This window comes from Methylophaga pinxianii (genome assembly GCF_020447225.1).
GTDB classification, from domain to species: Bacteria; Pseudomonadota; Gammaproteobacteria; order Nitrosococcales; family Methylophagaceae; genus Methylophaga; species Methylophaga pinxianii.
Map to the genome: position 1 here is coordinate 20,880 of NZ_JAJAEO010000159.1, position 22,171 is coordinate 43,050.

Below are 22,171 nucleotides of genomic sequence, written 5' to 3' on the forward strand. Positions count from 1 at the left end.
TTCGGCGCATATCAAACCGAAAATGACCGTTATGGAAATAAATTGCGACTCGGGATCGTACCAGAAAAAATTTAACAACGCTAAATTAGGAATTTCAGCAGAAACCACAACTTAGTAGCAGATGGCGACATTGTCGAATCAGTTTACAATATGTTATCTGCAAAGTTTGTCCTGAGACTATGCCGGCACTGGAAGAAAATTAGAAGGACAAGAAGACATTAACGTAAAACCTGATGAAACTACCTTAATATTTTGCTGACATATGCAGTCCGCCCTTTATATCAATTTAATACTTTAAGATCCCATTGTGACCAAACATAAATCATTCAAAACTAAAAAATCAAAATCAGTCTTTCGCCGCGTAATGAGCGCAAGAGTCATTCTGTTTTTGTTGTTGCTTGTTACTGTCAGCGGAGCGGTCGGCATTGCCATTCTGGATTTCCGAGTTCGTAGTGAGTTTGAAGGTAAACGCTGGGCCTTGCCAGCTAAAGTGTATGCCAGACCACTTGAACTCTACAGTGGCGCGCAACTCTCAATCGATGATCTGAAAATTGAGTTAAAGGCATTGGGGTATCACTTTGTAGAACAAGTTGATGCAACTGGTGAAGTCGCTTTCTCTCGTTCCAGTGCAACACTTTCCACTCGTGGCTTTCAGTTTCCAGAGGAGTATGAACCTGCCAGACAACTCATCTTGGAGTTCAATGGTGACAGCTTGAATCAGATGCGTTCAGCAGATCAGCAACCACTGACCTTAATTCGTCTGGAACCGGCTCTGATTGGCGGTATTTACCCTCTGAATAACGAAGATCGCGATTTAATTCAGCTTGAAGAGGCGCCTCAGGCTTTTATTGATGCTCTGATCGCCATTGAAGATCGCGACTTTTACGATCACTTTGGGATTTCTCCAAAAGGTATTGCCCGCGCGATGTGGGCTAATCTTCGGGCAGGGGCATTTGTACAGGGTGGCAGTACGTTAACCCAACAATTAATCAAGAACTTTTATCTGACCGCCGATCGCACGCTGCTTCGTAAAATGCTGGAAATACCCATGGCGATGATCCTCGAATGGCATTACAGCAAAGAAGAAATTCTTGAAGCTTATTTAAACGAAGTTTATCTGGGACAATCTGGAAATCGTGCGATTCATGGTTTTGGTCTCGGCGCGGCCCACTATTTTGCTCAACCCATACAGGAGCTCGAACTACATCAATTGGCATTACTGGCTGGACTGGTGAAAGGTCCGTCATATTACGATCCGCGCCGTAACCCTGAGCGTGCCAAAGCACGGCGGAACCTGGTACTTAGCGTTTTGCATCAGCAAGGTTCGATCAATGATGAAGAATATATGTTGGCCTCAACGGCAGAGCTGGATGTCGTGCCAGCAGGTAGTTCCATGAAAGAAGCTTATCCGGCCTACATTGACCTAGTCAAAAGACAGTTACGCCGCGAGTATAAAGACGAAGATCTTGGCTCAGAAGGCCTGCAGATTTTTACCAGTCTCGATCCGATTAGTCAGCATAAAGCAGAAACGTCTCTGGTTAGCACAATTGATGAGTTGACTCGCTCTTATGGTGAAAGCATGACTAAACTGCAGGGCAGTATGGTCGTTACCGATCCCCAGACGGGTGAGGTATTGGCATTGATTGGCGACAAAAACACTCGTTATCAGGGGTTTAACCGCGCTTTGGATGCCAGTCGCCCGATAGGTTCACTGGTCAAGCCAGCTGTTTATCTTACGGCATTAGAGCAGGGCTACACCTTAATAAGTGAGCTGGATGATTCACCTTTTAGCCTCACTTTGCCCAACCAGCAAAGCTGGACTCCCAAAAACTACGATGGACAAACTCATGGTTTGGTTCCACTGCATGCTGCGTTGACACATTCTTATAATCTCTCGACTGCACAACTGGGAATGGAGCTGGGTGTAGAGAAAGTGATCGACACCTTGAAACGTCTTGGTGTTGATCGGCCTATGGATGCTTATCCGTCATTGTTATTAGGTGCGCAAAGTTTATCAACGCTGGAAGTGGCAGCAATGTACCAGACAATTGCTGCTGGAGGATTTCAAATTCCCCCTCGCACGATTCGAACGGTGACAGATAGTGCTGGTGAGCCATTATCGAGTTATCCATTCCAATTGCAACAGAGCATTGACGAAAAGCCTATGTTTTTGCTGCAGTACAATTTGCAACAGGTCACCCGTAGTGGAACAGCACGGAGCATTTATCAACAGTTGCCAATTAATATCAATAGCGCAGGGAAAACAGGAACATCGGATCAACAACGCGACAGCTGGTTCGCGGGATTTACCGGAAATCGACTGGCCGTCGTCTGGCTAGGACTGGATGATAACAGTCCAATGCCGATTACCGGCTCAACTGGTGCTCTTCGAGCCTGGACCAGATTTATTGCACAGGAACCATTACAGTCATTTGAACCCGCCATGCCTGAAGGGATTGAAATGTTATGGGTTGATCCGTTAAGTGGAAAACTTGCCGACGGTTTGTGCGAGAATGCACTACAAATTCCGTTTATTGCAGGTACCCAACCGACTGAGACCGCAGCCTGTGCCCTGCCAGAAGAAACATTTATTGAAAACCCCATCAAACGGTCTATTGATTGGGTCAAAGATATCTTCAGATAGGTTTTAAAATGTTGAATACCGTAGCAAAGCCCTTTTTTATCTTGGCCTTGATGGTCATGTTTTTATCTGCCTGTACTACCGCACCGGTTCAAAAACCACCCGTAGAAAATAGAGAAATACCCGCTCGTTCACAGCCTTCAACTCCGACTCAACCGCAGTCTGACGCAGCGTCAACGGCCAGATCACAAACAATGCCCTTACCACCGGACGTGCCAACTGCCGAGGAACTTCCTGCACCAAAACCTGCACCGGCCCCCACCAATCCAGCAGTATTGGCATTATTAAGCGATGCTGAAAAATACCAACAACAAGGCAATATGTCAGCAGCCCAATCACGATTACAACGTGCTCAACGAATAGCGCCACGCGATCCAAAAGTCTATTACCAGCTCGCAAAAGCACACTATGCGCTGGAAGATTTTCGTTTAGCGGAACAAGTAGCGTTAAAAGGGGTGTCCTACGCTCAAGGCAATAATGCCGAGCAAAAACGCTTTTGGTTATTACTCGCCGATATTCGCATTAAAGCGGGAGATAAAGATGGAGCAAAAACAGCGCGCGAACAGGCGGCACGCTATTAGGCCGCAGTTTGTAGCAGTTAATAACGGCTACCAATGCTCAAACTAGTTTCGTAAATCTAAAACGTCCTGCATATCAAACAGTCCGGTTTGCTGCTCCATCAGCCATTTGGATGCTCGCATTGCACCATAGGCAAAGGTCATTCGGCTTGAAGCTTTATGTGTAATTTCAACACGCTCTCCCTCAGCAGCAAATAACACCGTGTGATCACCAACAATATCGCCCGCTCTGACAGTCGCAAAACCAATAGTATTGCGATCGCGTTCGCCAGTGCGACCTTCACGGCCATAAATAGCACACTCTTTTAGATCACGGCCCAAAGCATCTGCAACCACTTCCCCCATTCTCAGGGCAGTACCGGAAGGCGCATCCACTTTATGACGGTGATGGGCTTCGATAATCTCGATATCAACACTATCGCCCAATACGCGCGCAGCCATATCAAGCAATTTCAGGGAGAGGTTCACGCCAACGCTCATATTGGGCGCTAGCAACGTCGCAATGTTATCGGCAGTTTGTTGAATAAGCTGTTTTTGCGCTTCATCAAATCCGGTGGTACCAATGACCGGGCGGCATTGATTCCGGGCACATAACGGTAAAAGCGCCATTGTGGCTTCAGGTATTGTAAAGTCAATGATGATATCGGATTGCTGAGTTGCCACATCCAGATCGGCTGACAATATAACGCCTAATTTACCGACTCCCGCCAACTCGCCAGCATCTACACCAATTAACGACGATTCAGGTCGATCAATGGCAGCTGAAAGCTGTAAACCATCAGTTTCAGCGACAGCTTGAATCAGACAGCGGCCCATACGGCCAGCGGCACCGTTAATCGCAATATTAATAGCCATGACTTATTCCTTATGGCGGTAATCAGAAAATAAAAAAGCTGGCTGGCAAAAATAGCCCAGTCAGCTTCCTGTTGGCAAATGTCTTATTCAAAAAAACGTTTTACAGCATCAAGCCACGATTCGTGTTTTGGACTGTGGGTTGCTCCCGAACCCTCCATCGTTTCAGCAAATTCCTGCAACAACTCTTTTTGTTTTTTTGATAATTTAACCGGTGTTTCAATAATCACGCGGCACATTAAATCGCCGACGTCACCGGTGCGCACCGATTTGACACCTTTACCCCGCAGTTTAAATTGCTGGCCGGTTTGAGTCCCTTCAGGCACTTTCAATATGGCTTTACCCTGCAATGTGGGAACTTCCAGTTCGCCTCCCAGGCAGGCAGTGGTAAAGCTGATAGGCACATCGGCAAACAGGTTATTGCCATCACGGGTAAATACATCGTGTCGTTTAACCGCTACTTCAACATATAAATCACCCGCTGGAGCACCTCGGCTACCGGCTTCACCTTCACCAGCAAGGCGAATGCGATCACCCGTATTCACACCGGCAGGTACTTTAACCGAGAGCGTTTTATGTTCCTGCACTACCCCTTGTCCGTGACAATCACCACATGGGTCCTGAATCATCTGACCCGTACCACGGCAGTGCGGACAAGCCTGTTGCACCGTGAAAAAGCCTTGTTGGATACGTACCTGACCATGTCCACCACATGTGGTACAGGTGACAGGTTGAGTTCCTGGCTTGGCGCCTGAACCATTACAGGTTTTACATTCGACATTGACCGGAATACGGATCTTCGCTGTAGTGCCAGCGACGGCTTCTTCCAGTGTCAAATCAAGTCGATAGCGTAGATCTGCACCACGAAAGCTTTGCCCAGCCGCACCGCCGCCACCGAAAATATCATTGAAGACATCACCAAAGATGTCACTGAAACCGCCCGAACTTCTGAATCCGCCGCCTCCGGCGCTGTTATCTACACCAGCATGACCAAACTGGTCATAAGCAGCACGCTTTTGGGAGTCTGAAAGAATTTCGTAAGCTTCTTTGGCTTCTTTAAACCTGGCTTCGGCAGTAGCATCATCCGGATTACGATCAGGATGATATTTCATCGCCATGCGACGATATGCTTTTTTAATTTCAGCTTCTGTCGCCGTGCGCGATATACCAAGTAGTTCGTAATAGTCTTGTTTGGCCATGTATGTGTTTTCTTGTATCTCTTAAACAAGACAGGCGTAAGCTCGATGCCTACGCCTGTTTATCTTAGTTAATTTTATGAAAGATTATGAGTTTTTCTTGTCGTCATCGACTTCTTCAAACTCGGCATCCACCACATCATCATTTTGCGCTGATGTGTCTTCAGAAGCAGTGCCATCACCCGCTTCAGCATTTTCAGCATAAGCACGTTCAGCCAGTTTACCAGCCGCTTCAGACAGTGCGGCTGTTTTGGCTTCGATATCTGCTTTATCTTCACCTTTCAGCGCTTGTTGCAGCTCTTCAATGGCGGCTTCAATCTTGGCTTTTTCATCCGCTTCCACTTTATCACCCAAATCAGTCAGTGATTTATTTGTGGCATGAATCAGGCCATCAGCCTGGTTTCTTGCAGTCACCAATTCGTGGAACTTACGGTCTTCATCAGCATGCGCTTCGGCATCTTTAACCATTTGTTCAACTTCTTCATCGGACAGACCACTCGAAGCTTTAATCACAATGGACTGCTCTTTACCGGTCGCTTTATCTTTAGCCGATACGTTCAGAATACCGTTGGCATCAATATCAAAGGTAACTTCGATCTGTGGGGTACCGCGTGGAGCCGGTGGAATATCCGCCAAATCAAAACGCCCCAGAGATTTGTTTGCTGATGCAATTTCACGCTCACCCTGTAATACATGGATGGTCACCGCAGGCTGATTATCATCAGCGGTTGAAAACACCTGATTCGCTTTAGTCGGAATAGTGGTGTTTTTCTCAACCAGTTTGGTCATCACACCACCCATGGTTTCGATACCCAGACTTAATGGTGTTACGTCCAGCAGCAAGACGTCTTTCACGTCACCAGCCAAGACAGCCGCCTGAATTGCAGCACCAACAGCAACGGCTTCATCCGGGTTCACATCACGGCGTGGTTCTTTACCAAACATATTTTTAACCGCTTCTTGCACTTTAGGCATGCGGGTTTGCCCACCGACCAGAATAACTTCGTTGATATCAGAAATTTTCAGGCCCGCATCTTTAAGCGCCATTTTGCATGGCTCCATGCTGCGAGTGATCAGATCATCAACCAGTGATTCCAGTTTGGCACGTGTCAGACGAATTTCCAGATGTTTTGGACCACTGGCATCTGCAGTAATATAAGGCAAATTTATATCGGTCTGTTGACTTGAAGAAAGTTCAATTTTTGCTTTCTCCGCAGCATCTTTTAAACGTTGCAGTGCTAAAGGATCCTTGCTCAGGTCAACGCCTTGATCTTTCTTGAATTCAGCCACAAGATAATCAATGATGCGTTGGTCAAAATCTTCACCACCCAGGAATGTATCCCCGTTGGTAGCGAGTACTTCAAACTGATGCTCACCTTCGATGTCGGCAATTTCAATGATCGATACGTCAAATGTACCACCACCCAAATCGTATACAACGACGGTGGAATCACCCCGTTTTTTATCCATGCCGTAAGCCAGAGCTGCAGCAGTAGGTTCGTTGATGATACGTTTGACTTCCAGACCCGCAATCTTGCCGGCATCTTTGGTTGCCTGACGTTGTGAGTCATTAAAATAAGCAGGAACAGTAACAACCGCTTGAGTGACTTCTTCACCCAAAAATTCTTCAGCGGTTTTTTTCATCTTCATCAATACGCGTGCTGAAATTTCTGGTGGGGCCATTTTTTTGCCATTGGCTTCTACCCAAGCATCACCGTTATCTGCTTCAACGATTTTATACGGCACCATATCAATATCGCGCTGTACCACATCGTCTTTAAATTTACGACCGATTAAGCGTTTGATCGCATAAAGTGTATTTTTAGGATTGGTGACAGCCTGACGTTTAGCAGACTGGCCAACCATCACTTCATTATCTTTATTAAATGCCACAATTGAGGGGGTTGTGCGATCACCTTCACTGTTTTCGATGACACGGGCTTTGCCGTCTTCCATCACTGCGACACATGAGTTGGTCGTACCCAAATCAATACCAATAATTCTACCCATAATCTTTTACTCCATCGTACTTAGTTCGTCTGGCTATTCCAGCCGTTGTGATATAGATGGGGCAGGAAATTTTGATTTCAAGCCCTTAAATTTCGTCAGGTTATTGAGAAACCACTACCATCGCAGGGCGTAATAAACGTCCGTTAAACCGATAGCCTTTTTGCATGACGTTCAAAACCTGGTTAGCTTCTACTCCTTCTGCCGGCTGCATTGCCATAGCCTGGTGCAAGTCGGGGTCGAATGCTTCCCCTTCAGGATTTAACTGTTCAAGACCGAACTTACCGATTGAGCTCATGAACATTTTAAGCGTCATTTCCATGCCATCACGCACCGTATCGAGATTGGCATCTTCATTTTTTGCTGCATTGAGCCCAAACTCGAGACTGTCACAGATCGGCAATAATTCAGCGATGAATTTATCCAGTGCGTGTTTGTGGGCATTTTCCAGGTCACGGCTATGTCTGCGACGCATATTTTCCAGATCAGCTCTGGCACGCAGTAATTCATTCCAATTTTCATCGGCTTTATTACGTGCGTCTTCCAGCTGCTTCACAATATCGCTGTCAGGCGCCGTAGCAGGCTGTACTGACACAGTTTCAGCTGTTTCTGGGGAGGGATCGACTGACTCGGCTTCTGTCGTCGATTTTTCAATTTCTTCATTGCTCATGATTTATCAGATTCCGCTTTGCTGAACACAAAGCTGCTATTTGGGGGTCAAAAATCTGATTTCAAGCGGAGAAGACAAACTTTTTGTTGAATTGATTTTAACTTTGTTTCAGCCAGACGCAGTTTCCATCGCTGCTGGCTTGCAGTTTTTCCAACATAGCCTGATGAGCGGCTAACTCAGTAGTATCTGCCTGAATGACTTTTAAAGCAGTTCGTGGACGTACCACTGTACTGATATCAGTTTGCTCGGCATCCTGTGGAGCTTCTAATTGCTCTGCGGCAAGGGACAAGCTGACCTGTCCCCCCGTCATCATGAGATAGACATCAGCCAGAATTTCAGCATCCAATAAAGCGCCATGTAATTCGCGGTTGGAGTTATCCACACCGTAACGCTTACACAATGCATCCAGATTATTTTTTTGTCCGGGATGTTTATCTCTGGCCAGCTTCAATGTGTCAAGCACTGAGCAGATATCTTCAATCTGAGCGGTATGGCCTAATTTGGCAAATTCATGATTGAGAAATCCCACATCAAACGCTGCGTTATGAATAATCAGTTCCGCACCATCAATAAAGCGCAGGAAATCCGTTGCTATATCTGCAAATACAGGTTTATCCGCCAGCGACTCATTGGTGATGCCATGCACTTCAATCGCCCCGGCATCAATAGCTCGTTGTGGATTGATATATTGATGAAAAGTTTCCCCGGTCAACCGGCGGTTTACCAGTTCCACACAACCAATCTCGATAATCCGATGATCATCGGCGGTGCTCAGGCCCGTGGTTTCCGTATCTAAGACGATTTGTCGCTGACTGGTTTGTTCGGCCATGAATTAATCCTGTTGAGCAATTAGAGTGCGGGCATCGACAGCAAGTTGATCGGCTCGCTCATTTTCGGGATGACCGTCATGGCCTCGAACCCACTCCCACTCCAGTTTATGTGGTTGAGCGGCAGCATCCATACGCTGCCATAGATCCGCATTTTTTACGGGTTGTCTGGCGGCGGTTCGCCAATTTTTGGCTTTCCAGCCTTTTAACCATTCAGTCATACCTTTCATCACATATTGTGAATCGGTGGTGATCGTAACATGGCAAGGTCGTTTTAATGCTTCCAGACCCGCAATTACCGCCATCATCTCCATCCGGTTATTGGTGGTCATTTTTTCGCCACCGGACAGTTCCTTTTCCAAACCTTTGGCACGTAAAATGGTACCCCAGCCTCCTGGCCCCGGATTACCGCTGCATGCACCATCAGTAAAAATTTCAACGTGTTCCATTAATGCTCTTTTCGTGTTGCGGAAGGATTTACCAGCTGGGGTCTGGGAAATAGATTTCTATTTTGCCATCGGCTTTGTAACGGGGTCACTATTAATGTGCGTTTTTTGGCAACAATGGCGGTTACACCACCAAAATAAGGCCAGAGACGTTGCCCCCATCTCTCCAAAAAGCCACTACGTTTTATCCATCGTTCATTTTGCAACGGCGGACAATAGATAATGGAGCGGGCTTCGACCACATCAAAATCCAATAATGCCAGCCAATCTTTTAAACGCTGTCGCGAGAAAAACTGTCCACGCCAAGGCAAACGATCCTGCCATGAAATCAAGCGTCGCAAACCCCAAAAACTAAAAGGATTAAAACACAATAAAATTAGCGTGCCATCATCATTTAATACCCGATCCGCTTCACGTAATAATTGATGTGGTTGTCTGGAAAACTCCACTACATGCTGCAATAACATCACATCCACACTGTCTGATTTAAACGGCAACTGTTCGATTTGTGCATGAAACTGGCCACCGCTTCCCATTAATGCCTGATAACAATGTCTTAAAGACGGCGGTAATATAATTTTTTGTCCGCCAAACTGCAGTTGAAAAAATCCGTGTAATTTTGCTTGTTGGTGCTGTAACCATTGCTGCTCTTGAGTTTGCAGGTAGCGAGCAAGCGAAGTTTGCCACCATTGTGTCATCTCTTGGTCATGCTCTTTATAATTACACATAGGCCATTCCGGCGGAGTTAAAAATGTTACAAATTCATGCCGTAAAGGCATTCAACGATAATTATATCTGGTTAATTCAGTCAGCCCAGAATCAAGACGTGTTAATCGTCGACCCGGGTGATGCCGGTCCCGTGATTAACTTTATAGAAAAAAATGATCTGCAACCCGCAGCTATTCTAGTTACCCATCATCATTCCGACCATGTGGGTGGCATCCGCCGACTGGATGATTTGTATGACTTACCTGTTTACGGTCCACAACGCGAACATATCAAAACGGTGGATACGCCATTGTATGCTCAGGCTGATCAATTATTACATGCCTCATTTGCTCACTTCAGGGTCATTGATACACCCGGTCATACACCTGGACACATAAGTTACTTAATTGAAGATAACCTGTTTTGTGGCGATACTCTATTTGCCGGCGGTTGCGGTCGTTTGCTAGGCGGCACAGCAGAACAATTGTTTGATTCATTGGAAAAAATCAAACAACTGAATGACAAGACTCAATTGTATTGTGCTCATGAATACACGCTGGCCAACTTGAAATTCGCCATTACGGTAGATCCAGAAAATCCCGCTTTGCTTGAACGTTTAGCACACACCGAAGCATTAAGGGAGCAAGGCTTGGCCACCGTCCCCTCCGTATTAGAGGAAGAAATACATACCAATCCCTTTTTACGCTGTGACAATATAGAAATAAAAAAAGCGGCTGAAGCCTATGCAGGTCAGCCGCTTGATACACCACTCGCTGTGTTCAGTGTTTTACGTGCCTGGAAAGATGCGTTTTAATCCCAGCTCTCAGCTATAGCCCCTGACTTGTCATCCTATGCCGATTCGTTTTTATTCTGGTTTGATTCATTCATCGCATTGACATTATTAAAGTGTACGTCCATTTGCGGATAGGGAATGCTGATGCCATTGGCATCAAAAGCCAGTTTGATTGTTTCGATCAGGTCAGCTCGAACTGAGGCGAAATCTGACGAATTTACCCATGGCCAGACATTAAATGTGATGCTGCTATCGCCCAACTCGGCAATACGGATAACAGGTTCGGGATCTTTCAATACTAATTTATGACCATTGACGATATCCGTCATGATTTGTTTGGCCTTCAACAGATCATCGTCGTACCCGATACCAAAAACCATATCAATTCTGCGTGTGTCGCGTGCTGAGTAATTGGTAATTGTATCAGCATAGATATTGCCGTTAGGAACAATAATTTCCCGGTTGTCCGGGGTACGCATTACGGTATTAAAGATAGTGATTTGTTCCACGATGCCAAGCACACCGGCAACTTCGACAAAATGACCAATTCTGAAAGGTCGATACATAATCAACATGACACCGGCAGCAAAGTTTTGTAACGAATCTTTTAATGCCAAGCCAACGGCCAAACCTGCCGCACCCAACACGGCTATCATTGAAGTGGTATTCACCCCCAGTTGATCTAATGCCGCGATCAACACAAATAGCAGCAATAAGATGCTGATAATCGAGCTGGAGAAATTAATCAGAATCGGGTCCATATTGGCCCTTACCATGACTTTCCGTGACAGCTTCACTAACCAGCGAACCACGATGCGTCCAACAATGACAATGACAGCCGCAAAGAAAATATTCAGCAGAATGTCACCTATGACGCTGCCCGTTCCGGTTTCCATGTTATCTCCTCACTTGAATGGTTTTGACAATATCTTGAATAAGTCTTGGGCCTTGGTATATCAGACCGCTATAAATTTGTACCAACTGGGCGCCAGCATCAAGCTTTTGCATGGCATCCTCAGCACTCATAATCCCTCCTGCTGCAATGATTGGTATTTCCGCGGGCAAGGCTTGTCTGAATTGTCGAACAACTTCAGTTGATTTGGCAAATACCGGTCTGCCGCTTAAACCACCAGCTTCGTCCGCGTGAGGCAACCCCGTCACCGCATCACGTGAAAGCGTGGTATTTGTCGCAATAACCGCATCTATATGGAATCGGCTAAAACACTCAGACAATTGCTGTACTTCTTGCTGACTTAAATCCGGTGCGACTTTGACGGCCATCGGAACATAACGTTGAAATTCTTCCGCTAATTTTGCTTGGCGATTTTTCAACGCATCCAGCAGATTGTCCAGCGCCTCTCCAAATTGCAAAGTGCGAAGTCCGGGGGTGTTGGGTGATGAAATATTAATCGTAATGTAATCGGCATGAGGATAGACTTTTTCCAGCCCGATCAGATAATCATCCAGCGCTCTGTCAACTGACGTATCCACATTTTTACCGATGTTAATACCAATAATGGCATCGGTCTGCGCTGCTTGAACCTGCTCAAGCAAATGATCCACACCTAGATTGTTAAAGCCCATCCGATTAATGATGGCCTGCGCCTCTGGAAGTCGGAATAAACGGGGCTTCGCATTGCCGGGTTGTGGCCGAGGGGTCACTGTACCCACCTCTATAAAACCAAATCCTAAAGCGGTTAAGGCTTCAAGATAGTCTGCGTTTTTGTCGAGCCCAGCAGCCAGGCCCACTGGATTGGGAAATCGCAGTCCCATCACATGAACCGGTACCGTTGGCATTTTGGGCATTAACAACCCTAATAGCCCCGACATTTCTAACCACTTTAAACTGTTCATTCCAAGATGGTGTGATGTTTCGGCATCCAGTTTAAACATCAGGTTGCGTAGCAAAGGGTACATATAAATCATGCCTTCATTGTTATTTGGTAGCCATTGAACTTGCGAATATTCAACACACCTTTATCCATAATCAGGTATTGCCCTTTAATGCCCAATAATTTACCGGTAATTTCCGGTGTTTTATCAAAATTCATTGAACTGACTTTTTGTGGATATTGTTGCACAGGGTAGTTGATTTCAAGTGTTTGTTCGTCAGTCAGGGGAGTAATTGCATTTTCACCGAGTTTTTCTTGTAGAAGCTTAATTTCATCAGCACATTCAGCTTGTAACTGATTACGCTGTTCAAGAAGATCTATTTTTTCAGCAGGACCGCGCAACATTTTTCGCCAGTCCGTGCGATCGGAAACATGGTTTTTAAACATGACTTCCAGCAGACCGGAATGGTAACGACTGCTGACTCGGAAAATGGGTAATGCCTGGGTCGCTCCCTGATCAAGCCAACGGGTTGGCATTTGAGAGATACGGGTAATACCCACTTTGATGCCGGAACTATTAGCCAGATAAACAATATGATCTTGCATACAAACCTGAACACCCCATTCAGGTTCACGGCATGTTCCGTGAGCATAATGACAAGTTTCAGGTTTCATAAAACACAGGTCGCATTGCGCCAGTTTTTGAGAACAGGGAAAACAAAAACCACCGCTGTAGCTTTTCTTTGTCAAACGCTGGCAGTTCTGGCAGTGAATCTCACCAGCATAGACAAGTGTTATAGACTCTCCAATCAGTGGATTCATTGCCACCTGCTGATCACCTAAAACCATTTGATAATTTACCGTCGACTCATCGCTCGGCAAATTCGCCAGCATTTTATTCAGTTGTCCTGCAATTTCTGTCACTCAGCTAAACCTTTTGCTCAAATCAACGAGTAGTTTAACGTAGCCTGACAAAGTGACCTACTAAAAGTCTTCATATGAGTAAGTGAAATCACTTCCCATGGAAATCAGTTTGCAAACCTCCAGCGACTTACTACTGCATCTTTTTCTCTAAACAGAAAATCAAGTCACCACAACCACCGGCCAAACAAACAAAGACCGTTATATTGATTTATATCCCGCCAGGTCTTCCGTTGACGGATGAGATGGTTTTATTTCTGAGGGCAGACGGATTCTAAATCACGAGAATGTAAAGCTGCGTTAAAGACTGGTCATTAGTGCTCTATTGGGGTATATATTGAGCACAATTATAAGCTTACGACATTATGATAAACCGTTATGTTAAAAATTAAAAACCGGCTATGGCCCCTATTTGCAATGCTTTCGATACTTGTGACGGGCTGTAGTACCACCACAAAACATACTGAAACGGTCAGCGCAAATCTACCTCAAAAAACCTCTAAAGCTCATCTTTCCAAACAGACAAAGTGGAAAAAAAATCAGATAACTCAATTGAGCCCTCTTGAACTGGATTTTTCTGTTTTAGAAGATGATTCGGATGTAGGGCCTCAAACCAATGATGTCTGGCAAAGAATTCGTGACGGTTATGGAATCTCTGACTCTCTTAGCCTGCATCCTGAAACACAGAACCGGCTCAGCTGGTTTGTCAGTAATCCGGAATATGTCGACAAAGTCGTTGAACGCTCACGTCCATATCTTTTTTATATAGTAGAAGAGCTCGAACGTCGCGATATGCCATTGGAAATTGCCTTGTTGCCTATCGTAGAAAGTGGCTATCAACCTTTTGCACTCTCATCTGGACAGGCTGCGGGCATTTGGCAATTTATTCCTGCAACCGGTCGTGTTTTTGGCCTGGAACAAAACTGGTGGTATGACGGACGCCGCGATGTCATTGAGTCCACACATGCAGCCTTGGACTACCTGCAAAAACTTCATAATGATTTTAACGACTGGGAGCTTGCGTTAGCCGCTTATAATGCAGGCGAAGGTACCGTTGGTCGTGCGATTAAAAAGAATCAGGAAGCAGGTTTGCCCACCGACTTCTGGTCCTTGGAATTACCTGCAGAAACCACGGCTTATGTGCCCAAGCTTTTAGCTGTAGCACAATTGGTAAAACAACCCGCCCAATATGATCTAAAACTTAATCCCATTGCAAACGAACCCTACATGAGCGTGATCAATGTCGGCAGTCAAATTGACTTATCATTGGCCGCGGATCTGGCAGATATCACTTTAGATGAATTATATCTTTTAAACCCGGGGTTTAATCGATGGGCAACTGCGCCGCAAGGTCCGCACAAATTAGTATTACCGGCAACAAAAGCAAATAACTTCAAAACTGCATTATTAGATCTCTCCGAGGAAGATAGGCTGCGTTGGAAGCGTCATGAGGTTAAACCAGGCGAGTCTCTCAGTAGTATTGCCTCACAACATCAAACAACCATTAATGAAATCAAGAAAGCGAATAAAATCAAGACGAACTTTATTCGTGCTGGTGCACATCTGCTAATACCGATTTCTACTGCACAAGCTGATGAAGCTGAAGCAAATGCGATTGCAAATCGCAAATTACAGCTTGGCAAAAAATTAAATTACGCCGTTAAAGCCGGTGATACATGGTGGAATATTGCCAAAGCTTACGCAGTAGATGTCGTAGATCTGACACAATGGAATAACAAAAAGCCCTCGGATGTCTTACACTCTGGGCAGAAATTGGTTATCTGGCAGCCCAATCAAACCGCTTCAAAACTGAAAGCCATTAACTACACTATTCGTAACGGTGATTCACTTTGGACCATTTCCCGCAAATTTAACGTTACGGTTGATAAAGTGAAGGAATGGAACGGATTAAGTGATCGGACCTTATTGCAACCCGGACAGAAATTAACACTGTACGTTGATCCTGCAATTCAAATCAGTCATAGCTAATCGTGTTACATGTAGCGCTTTATGAGCCGGAAATTCCGCCGAATACCGGTAATATTATTCGATTGTGCGCTAACTCAGGTGCACAATTGCATTTAATTGAACCACTGGCTTTTGTTTTAGATGATAAACGTCTTAGAAGAGCGGGACTGGATTATCACGAGTTTGCACGGGTAAAGGTGCATCCCGACTTTGCCGCCTTCCAACAGTGGCTGACCAATCGTCCTCTGTTTGCCTGCACGACCAAAGCAAAACAGTTTCACCATCAAGCCCATTTTGAGGATGAGAGCGTTTTATTATTCGGTCCCGAATCCCGTGGTTTGCCAGCAAGCATTCTTGACGCAGTTCCTGATAGACAAAAAATTCGTATTCCAATGCATCCTGATAGCCGCAGTTTGAATCTTTCGAATGCAACGGCAATTATTCTCTATGAGGCATGGAAACAATTAGGATATAACGGAGCGGTATAAAATACCGCTCCAGCGAACTTATCTTACTGGGCCGCTTTTATACTACGAGGCCCATCTTTAAGTGGAATAGACTGAACCTGTTTTGCTTGTTGCAAATCAATAACCGATAATGAGTTACTAAACCAGTTGATCACATAAGCTTGTTGCTGATCTGCTGATAGTACAACACTTTCCGGCATTTTCTCGGTTTTAATTGTGTTGGTGATTTTCATACTCTCAGCATCAAACTCTACCAAGGTATTATCGTTCTGATTCACCACATAAAACTTTTTGCCATCTTCACTGACCGCTACACCATAAGGTGCTTTACCAGGCTTTAGCTCAGCGATTTTCTGATAATTATTGGTATCAATAACCGTCAATGAATCGTCCTTCACGCAAGTAACGTACAGATGGTTTTTGTGCGGATTAAAGGCAACGGCATAAGGACGTTCGCCGGTTTCAATCGTAGCAAGCAAATCGGGAGTATCAGCATCCAGGACCATCACCGAGTTACTTTCCCGATTGGCAACAAACACTTTACGAGCATGTGCATCTAAAGCCACTCCAGCCGGACTATCGCCAACAGCCAGCAAATCCACCAATTGCTTACTGGTTGTATTAATGACGAGTAAGGTATTCCTTGACCAGTCAGAAACAAACATTTGTGGCTTTTGACTATCAAGCACCATAGAAAAAGGCTGTCCACCCGTTTTAATCTCACTTACCAACTCATGGGTATTGAGATCGACTACCGATATTTTGCCTTGTTCAGGATGAGATACATAAATGGCATGATTTGATTTATCAATCACTACCATGACAGGATTGCTGGCAACCTCAAACGACCGTTTAATTTCTACAGCTTCCGAATCAAACAAAGAAAGTTGATTGCTGGCCTGACTGGTTATATAAAAATCATCAGCCATCATTATGCCGGGAAATAGGGCCATACATAGAATGATTGGTTTACGTAACATCACAAGTTATTTTTCCAATGAGGCTTTTAAACCTTCCAGACCGGATTTGGCATAATCAGTCATTGCTTTGACAGCCGCTTCATCGTTCAAATTTTCTGGTGGGAAATTGCCGGTATCAGCCCGATAAAAACGACCACTCCAACTTACTTTGCTTCCCTTAGCGTCTGCTTCAACTTCAATCCCGATTGTATAAAAACTAACCGGCATAGCCTCAATATTTTCTGTCAGCAATCTATAACCTACATAATGACGTTCAGCATCTGACTCATCGAGACTTTCCGTAATTTCACCCCCCGTTTTCAATTTAACAACCCGCGTCGTGTCGTCTTGCATTTGAATGGATTCAACTGCCGGGTGCCATTTATCCAATTGGTCAAATGCATTTACTTGCTGCCATACCGCTGCGACATCGGCCTCAATAATAATATGTTCATCTACACGTTGTGGAGTGGGGCCATGAGCAAAAACACTGCTGCTCATCACAATCAAACCTAAACTTGCTAATGACAATTTCTTAATAATTTTATTCACGTTCTAACCTTTCACTTTTAGCTAAAATAAAAAAATCACCTCGGACTTCTATTCGTATTACCTAGAGTTTCAATATAATTATTTATAATCCCAATTTGGGTATATTTATATGTTTTATCACTTCCACCAACTTGAACTATATCCTTATAAATCCAAAACTCCACTGTTCCACTTTCATTTTCACGCTTCATTATTTCTTCTGGTTCACCCAGTTTAGATCTAACAAAATCCGCATCTTTTCCAGAGAAAATTTTAACGAATTCAAATTCTGCTATTGGTATTTTAAGTTCGTCTTCTGAATAAGCGATATTTATGGCAGAGATCGCCAGGAAGGCAGATAAGGCAATGGTGTTTAAAAATTTATTCATTAAAAATGACTCCAGTAAAAACTCGACTTATGCTACAGAGTGTTTGTTACAGTCATATAGAGCAGATGGCTCATTTGAGATAGGGAATATGTCACGGTTATTGTTATGACTTTTTCCTGTTTTTATTTTTTTCTAATTATCCGTAATATTGGGATATACATATCAAAATTAATCATCATAAAATAGCTCATTAATACTAAATAAAATATGGACGAACTTTAAATGATGTCAACTAAATTCCCCTTTGCTGATAAGAAAAACAGGGGCAAAATTGATTTGGCTATCATTGCGACGGCATCCATGCTGACTTATGTTATTGCTGGGTACTTTGATTTGGCTGAACGCTGGATTAACTGGGCAGCTCTTGGAGAGTTTTACCAGCTGGATGAAATTATTTTTGTTTTGTTGGTATTGAATAGTGGCTTAATGTGGTTTGGCCGGCGACGCTACAACGAATTGCAAGCGACATTAAAACGTAACCTGGAAATTAAAACCAAACTTGAAACGCAAAATGCGGACAATGCAAAACTGCTATTACAAAACAGGGCACTTATTAAACATATCACCCAAGTAAGAGAAGCAGAACGTAATCACCTGGCATCTGAGCTACATGATGTTTTCGGTCAATACCTGGCGGCAATTGATGTAAATGCTTCTGTCGCCATAAAATACAAAACTGACGATCCTAAACTTCAAGCTATTCTCAAGACGATACAAGATAGTGCCAGCTATCTTCGAAATGTTACCCGCTCACAACTTCGCAGTCTTAAACCACCTGGACTTGAAACCGTTGGATTGTCCGCCGCTATTGAAGATCTTATTTCGCAATGGCAAATGTCTTTTCCAAGCTACGAAATTCATATCAATATTGAAGTAGATGACAAACTGGTTGGCTATGACACCGCCCTGACAATTTACCGATGTTTGCAGGAAGCATTAACCAACATCACCCGACATGCTGATGCCGACAAAATTCACATTGATTTAGTCACGCATAAGAAAGCTTCGCAATACAGCGAAATCAGCTTAACAATTCGTGACAATGGTAAAGGTTTTGAGCCAAATGAAGGGATGGGCAAAGGACTAGGGCTCATTGGAATCAGAGAGCGGGTACATGCCCTTAATGGGCATTTCAATCTGCATCAGGCTGACCCGACAGGTACCGTTTTAGCATTAAACATTCCGTTATAGAAAAACATGGAATCTTAATTATTTAGTAATGAGGCATATATAAGAGATGAACAAACAACGAACTACTATCTTATTAATAGATGATCATGCCATTTTGAGAGAAGGTTATCAGCAACTGCTTGAATCAGCGGGATTTGAAGTCATTGGGCAGTCTGGCAATGCAGAAGATGGCTATCAGGCTTTCATAGCTTTACAGCCCAAAGTCTGCATTATTGATCTGACTATGCCTGGTACCGGTGGATTGGAATGTGTCAGACGAATCTGTAATAGAGATAAAGATGCTCGAATTCTGGTTTGCAGTATGCATGAAGAAACAACACTGGCCATGCGTGCACTTGAGCTCGGTGCAATGGGTTACATTACAAAATCCTGCTCTTCTGATGTATTAATTGAGGCCGTTAAATCAGTTGCTGAAAAACGTCATTATCTGGGAGCAGAGGTAGCTCGCTCCATTGCGATGGAAAAGCTCATCAAAACCGATCAGAAAATTGATTCACTGTCACACCAGGAATTTGCTGTTTTCAGAATGGTTGCCGAGGGATTGAGTATCGAAGAGATCTCCAAAAGTCTTACTCTGGCACCCAAAACTGTCTCCAACTACAAAACCAATATGATGCGAAAACTTGGCACAACCAAGCTCGCCGATATTATTTTCCTGGCCCAAAAAATTGGTTTGATACATCCACCAAACAATCAATAGGTCAAAATATCAGCAAAAACCTTTGCCAAGCCTATGACCCTGACAATTATGTGAACACTTCCCTACAACACAGGTGGCGCAGCTCTCTATCCCCTACCCCCACTAAAAACTGATGATATCACCGGTGCACAGCCGCATTTTCGAATGTGTGCTGAGACACAGGGTCAGCGCAAGCTGACATCCAGTTAAAATAGGAGGATATATGAGAGAGAAAAAACTAAGCCGGTTAACAAAAACCGGTTCAGCTGCTTTGGTAAGCTCTGTCATCGGTATGATGACAGTAGGCGTTGCATTCGCCAATGACAAGCTTGTTGAACTTCAAAAGGATGAAGCAAACTGGGTTATGCAGGGTAAAAACTATTCTGCTGATCATTACAGTACTTCTAAGCAAATCAATAAAAAGAACGTCAGTAAACTGGCTCCATCTTGGACTTTCTCCACAGGTGTTTTAAGCGGTCATGAAGGTGCGCCACTGGTTGTCGGTGACATGATGTACATTCATTCACCGTTTCCAAACAATACCTTTGCCATCAACTTAAAAGATCCTGGCACCATCGTCTGGGAACACAAACCAAAACAAGATCCAGCTGCTCGTGCAGTTGCATGCTGCGACGTTGTTAACCGTGGTCTGGCTTACTGGCCTGGCGACGATAAAACTCCAGCAATGATTGTGAAAAGCCAGCTGGATGGTCATGTTGTTGCATTGAATGCTGAAACCGGTGAACTTCACTGGCAAGTTGAAAATGGTGATATCAGTGTGGGCCAAACCCAAACACAAGCACCATTCGTTGTAAAAGACTTGGTTATTCAGGGTTCTTCTGGTGCTGAGCTGGGTGTACGTGGTTACGTCACCGCTTTTGATATTCACACTGGTGAAATGGTTTGGCGCTGGTATGCCACTGGTCCTGACTCAGAAATCGGTCTGGCTGACGACTTCAACAGTGCTAACCCACATTACGGCCAAAAAGGTCTGGGGCTGAAAACCTGGGAAGACGAAGCCTGGAAAATCGGTGGCGGTACTAACTGGGGTTGGTATGCCTATGACCCTGACTTAGAGATGTTCTACTACGGTTCAGGTAACCCTGCCCCTTGGAACGAAACCATGCGTCCTGGTGATAATAAATGGACCATGACTATCTGGGGTCGTGATGCGGATACCGGTTTAGCCAAATTCGGTTATCAAAAAACACCTCATGATGAATGGGACTACGCTGGTGTTAACGTCATGATGCTTTCTGAGCAAAAAGACAAAAACGGCAAAATGCGTAAACTGCTGACTCACCCAGATCGTAACGGCATTATTTATACACTGGATCGTGAAACCGGTGATTTAGTTTCTGCAAACAAAATGGATGACACTGCAAACTGGGTGAAAAAAGTTGATCTGGAAACAGGTCTACCAATTCGTGATCCAGAATTCAGTACCAGAATGGGTCACCGTTCACGTGATATCTGTCCTTCAGCCATGGGCTTCCACAACCAGGGTATGGATTCGTACGATCCTGAAAGACAAAACTTCTACTTGGGTATCAACCATCTTTGTATGGATTGGGAACCGTTCATGCTGCCTTACCGTGCAGGTCAGTTCTTCGTAGGTGCAAACGTATGGAGCTATCCAGGACCTAAAGGTGATCGTCAACGTGGTATCGGTTCTGGCCAGGTTAAAGCCTACAACGCCATCACTGGTGAGTTTGCTTGGGAAAAAATGGAAAAATTCTCAATCTGGGGCGGCACCATGGCGACAGCTGGTGGCTTGGTATTCTACGGCACACTCGATGGCTTCATCAAAGCTCGTGATGCAGACAACGGTGATCTGTTGTGGAAATTCAAACTCCCTTCTGGCGCTATCGGCCATCCAATGACTTATACCCATAATGGCATCCAATATGTTGCGATTAATTATGGTGTAGGTGGCTGGCCTGCCGTTGGCCTGGTCTTTGACTTGAATGACCCATCAGCCGGTCTGGGTGCGGTAGGTGCCTTTAAAGAACTGGCACGTAACACCCAAATGGGTGGTGGTCTGATGGTCTTTGCTCTGGAGGGTAAAGGACCATACGACGATCTGAGCGTTGGCGAATACGAAATGTAATCACTGACTCTCTATATAACTTCAGAAACATCAAGTTATATCGTCGTGTTCAATCTGGCTGGCAACACAATGATTGTGTTGTCAGCCCCTTCTGAGAGTGTAAGACATGTTAAAAAATGATTCTAAAATCAATAAAACAACAGCCAGTACTAAATTATTAGCTAAATGCACTATTTTAGCTGCATCACTTTTAACAGTACTGAGTCCTGTACACGCAAACAATGCATTACCCGATACATTAAAAGTCTGTGCGGCAGGCAATGAAATGCCTTATTCAAATACGCAACAGCAGGGTTTCGAAAATGAAATCGCCAAAGTTCTCGCTGAAAGCATGGATATACCTGTGGAATTTGTCTGGTCTGACAAAGCGGCGATTTTTCTCGTTACAGAACATTTATTAAAAAAT

General features: G+C 44.5%; 21 protein-coding genes and 1 pseudogene. 9 read left to right on the plus strand and 13 right to left on the minus strand.

What is annotated here, in order from left to right:
* Positions 1 to 307: 307 nt before the first annotated feature.
* A complete protein-coding gene (mrcB, locus tag LGT40_RS05580) occupies positions 308 to 2,644 on the plus strand; it encodes a penicillin-binding protein 1B (protein ID WP_226076661.1) in 2,337 nt (778 codons plus the stop codon).
* Between the two features lie 8 nt (positions 2,645 to 2,652).
* A complete protein-coding gene (locus LGT40_RS05585) occupies positions 2,653 to 3,222 on the plus strand; it encodes a tetratricopeptide repeat protein (RefSeq protein WP_226076659.1) in 570 nt (189 codons plus the stop codon).
* Between the two features lie 42 nt (positions 3,223 to 3,264).
* Here LGT40_RS05585 and dapB read toward each other — a convergent pair whose 3' ends face one another.
* The 7 genes from dapB to LGT40_RS05620 all read right to left on the minus strand — a co-directional run bounded on the left by dapB (position 3,265) and on the right by LGT40_RS05620 (position 9,945).
* The gene (gene dapB, locus LGT40_RS05590) at positions 3,265 to 4,074 is read right to left on the minus strand and encodes a 4-hydroxy-tetrahydrodipicolinate reductase (RefSeq protein WP_226076657.1); all 810 of its coding nucleotides are present in this window, start codon (positions 4,072 to 4,074) and stop codon (positions 3,265 to 3,267) included.
* Between the two features lie 83 nt (positions 4,075 to 4,157).
* The gene (dnaJ, locus tag LGT40_RS05595) at positions 4,158 to 5,270 is read right to left on the minus strand and encodes a molecular chaperone DnaJ (RefSeq protein ID WP_226076655.1); all 1,113 of its coding nucleotides are present in this window, start codon (positions 5,268 to 5,270) and stop codon (positions 4,158 to 4,160) included.
* 84 nt (positions 5,271 to 5,354) lie between these two features.
* On the minus strand, positions 5,355 to 7,277 hold the full coding sequence (dnaK, locus tag LGT40_RS05600) for a molecular chaperone DnaK (RefSeq protein ID WP_226076641.1): 1,923 nt from the start codon (positions 7,275 to 7,277) through the stop codon (positions 5,355 to 5,357).
* 100 nt (positions 7,278 to 7,377) lie between these two features.
* Positions 7,378 to 7,944 carry a nucleotide exchange factor GrpE gene (gene grpE, locus LGT40_RS05605; RefSeq protein ID WP_226076638.1) on the minus strand — a complete coding sequence of 189 codons (567 nt, stop codon included), beginning with the start codon at positions 7,942 to 7,944 and terminating at the stop codon, positions 7,378 to 7,380.
* A gap of 97 nt (positions 7,945 to 8,041) precedes the next feature.
* Complete coding sequence (gene dnaQ / locus LGT40_RS05610) at positions 8,042 to 8,773, minus strand: DNA polymerase III subunit epsilon (protein ID WP_226076629.1); 732 nt, start codon at positions 8,771 to 8,773, stop codon at positions 8,042 to 8,044.
* A gap of 3 nt (positions 8,774 to 8,776) precedes the next feature.
* Complete coding sequence (gene rnhA / locus LGT40_RS05615; protein WP_226076627.1) at positions 8,777 to 9,220, minus strand: ribonuclease HI; 444 nt, start codon at positions 9,218 to 9,220, stop codon at positions 8,777 to 8,779.
* Positions 9,220 to 9,945 (minus strand): class I SAM-dependent methyltransferase, encoded by a 726-nt coding sequence (locus LGT40_RS05620; RefSeq protein ID WP_226076625.1) that lies wholly within the window; start codon positions 9,943 to 9,945, stop codon positions 9,220 to 9,222. Before LGT40_RS05620 ends, rnhA begins: the two co-directional genes overlap by 1 nt.
* Before the next feature lie 23 nt (positions 9,946 to 9,968).
* On the opposite strand from LGT40_RS05620, the gene gloB reads away from it, so the two are divergent.
* Positions 9,969 to 10,739, plus strand: coding sequence for a hydroxyacylglutathione hydrolase (gene gloB, locus LGT40_RS05625; RefSeq protein ID WP_226076622.1), 771 nt, complete (start codon positions 9,969 to 9,971; stop codon positions 10,737 to 10,739).
* Between the two features lie 35 nt (positions 10,740 to 10,774).
* On the opposite strand, the gene LGT40_RS05630 is transcribed toward gloB, so the two are convergent.
* Genes LGT40_RS05630 through LGT40_RS05640 form a run of 3 tightly spaced genes read right to left on the minus strand, consistent with a single transcriptional unit; the run spans position 10,775 to position 13,444 of the window.
* Positions 10,775 to 11,614, minus strand: coding sequence for a mechanosensitive ion channel family protein (locus LGT40_RS05630; RefSeq protein WP_226076619.1), 840 nt, complete (start codon positions 11,612 to 11,614; stop codon positions 10,775 to 10,777).
* Position 11,615: 1 nt separating this feature from the next.
* Positions 11,616 to 12,635 carry a quinone-dependent dihydroorotate dehydrogenase gene (locus LGT40_RS05635; protein WP_226076617.1) on the minus strand — a complete coding sequence of 340 codons (1,020 nt, stop codon included), beginning with the start codon at positions 12,633 to 12,635 and terminating at the stop codon, positions 11,616 to 11,618.
* Positions 12,636 to 12,640: 5 nt separating this feature from the next.
* Positions 12,641 to 13,444, minus strand: a complete 804-nt coding sequence (locus LGT40_RS05640) for a DUF2797 domain-containing protein (protein WP_226076780.1) — start codon at positions 13,442 to 13,444, stop codon at positions 12,641 to 12,643.
* 579 nt (positions 13,445 to 14,023) lie between these two features.
* Between LGT40_RS05640 and LGT40_RS05645 the strand changes: the two genes are divergently transcribed.
* Entirely contained in the window at positions 14,024 to 15,460 is a 1,437-nt protein-coding gene (locus tag LGT40_RS05645; protein ID WP_226076614.1) for a LysM peptidoglycan-binding domain-containing protein, read from the plus strand.
* 2 nt (positions 15,461 to 15,462) lie between these two features.
* A complete protein-coding gene (trmL, locus tag LGT40_RS05650; RefSeq protein WP_226076611.1) occupies positions 15,463 to 15,927 on the plus strand; it encodes a tRNA (uridine(34)/cytosine(34)/5-carboxymethylaminomethyluridine(34)-2'-O)-methyltransferase TrmL in 465 nt (154 codons plus the stop codon).
* Positions 15,928 to 15,950: 23 nt separating this feature from the next.
* Here trmL and LGT40_RS05655 read toward each other — a convergent pair whose 3' ends face one another.
* The 3 genes from LGT40_RS05655 to LGT40_RS05665 are packed head-to-tail and all read right to left on the minus strand — an operon-like array spanning position 15,951 to position 17,785.
* Positions 15,951 to 16,886: a YncE family protein gene (locus LGT40_RS05655; protein ID WP_226076777.1), complete on the minus strand. Its 936-nt coding sequence runs from the start codon at positions 16,884 to 16,886 to the stop codon at positions 15,951 to 15,953.
* 6 nt (positions 16,887 to 16,892) lie between these two features.
* The gene (locus LGT40_RS05660) at positions 16,893 to 17,417 is read right to left on the minus strand and encodes an SRPBCC family protein (RefSeq protein WP_226076599.1); all 525 of its coding nucleotides are present in this window, start codon (positions 17,415 to 17,417) and stop codon (positions 16,893 to 16,895) included.
* A gap of 35 nt (positions 17,418 to 17,452) precedes the next feature.
* A complete protein-coding gene (locus LGT40_RS05665; protein WP_226076596.1) occupies positions 17,453 to 17,785 on the minus strand; it encodes a hypothetical protein in 333 nt (110 codons plus the stop codon).
* 222 nt (positions 17,786 to 18,007) lie between these two features.
* On the opposite strand from LGT40_RS05665, the gene LGT40_RS05670 reads away from it, so the two are divergent.
* The 4 genes and pseudogenes from LGT40_RS05670 to LGT40_RS05685 form a co-directional block, all read left to right on the plus strand.
* On the plus strand, positions 18,008 to 18,976 hold the full coding sequence (locus LGT40_RS05670) for a sensor histidine kinase (protein WP_226076593.1): 969 nt from the start codon (positions 18,008 to 18,010) through the stop codon (positions 18,974 to 18,976).
* Positions 18,977 to 19,022: 46 nt separating this feature from the next.
* Positions 19,023 to 19,676, plus strand: a complete 654-nt coding sequence (locus LGT40_RS05675; protein ID WP_226076590.1) for a response regulator transcription factor — start codon at positions 19,023 to 19,025, stop codon at positions 19,674 to 19,676.
* 202 nt (positions 19,677 to 19,878) lie between these two features.
* Positions 19,879 to 21,765, plus strand: coding sequence for a methanol/ethanol family PQQ-dependent dehydrogenase (locus tag LGT40_RS05680; RefSeq protein WP_226076587.1), 1,887 nt, complete (start codon positions 19,879 to 19,881; stop codon positions 21,763 to 21,765).
* A gap of 106 nt (positions 21,766 to 21,871) precedes the next feature.
* Positions 21,872 to 22,171 (plus strand): annotated as a pseudogene (locus tag LGT40_RS05685) (methanol oxidation system protein MoxJ); the annotation flags it as partial.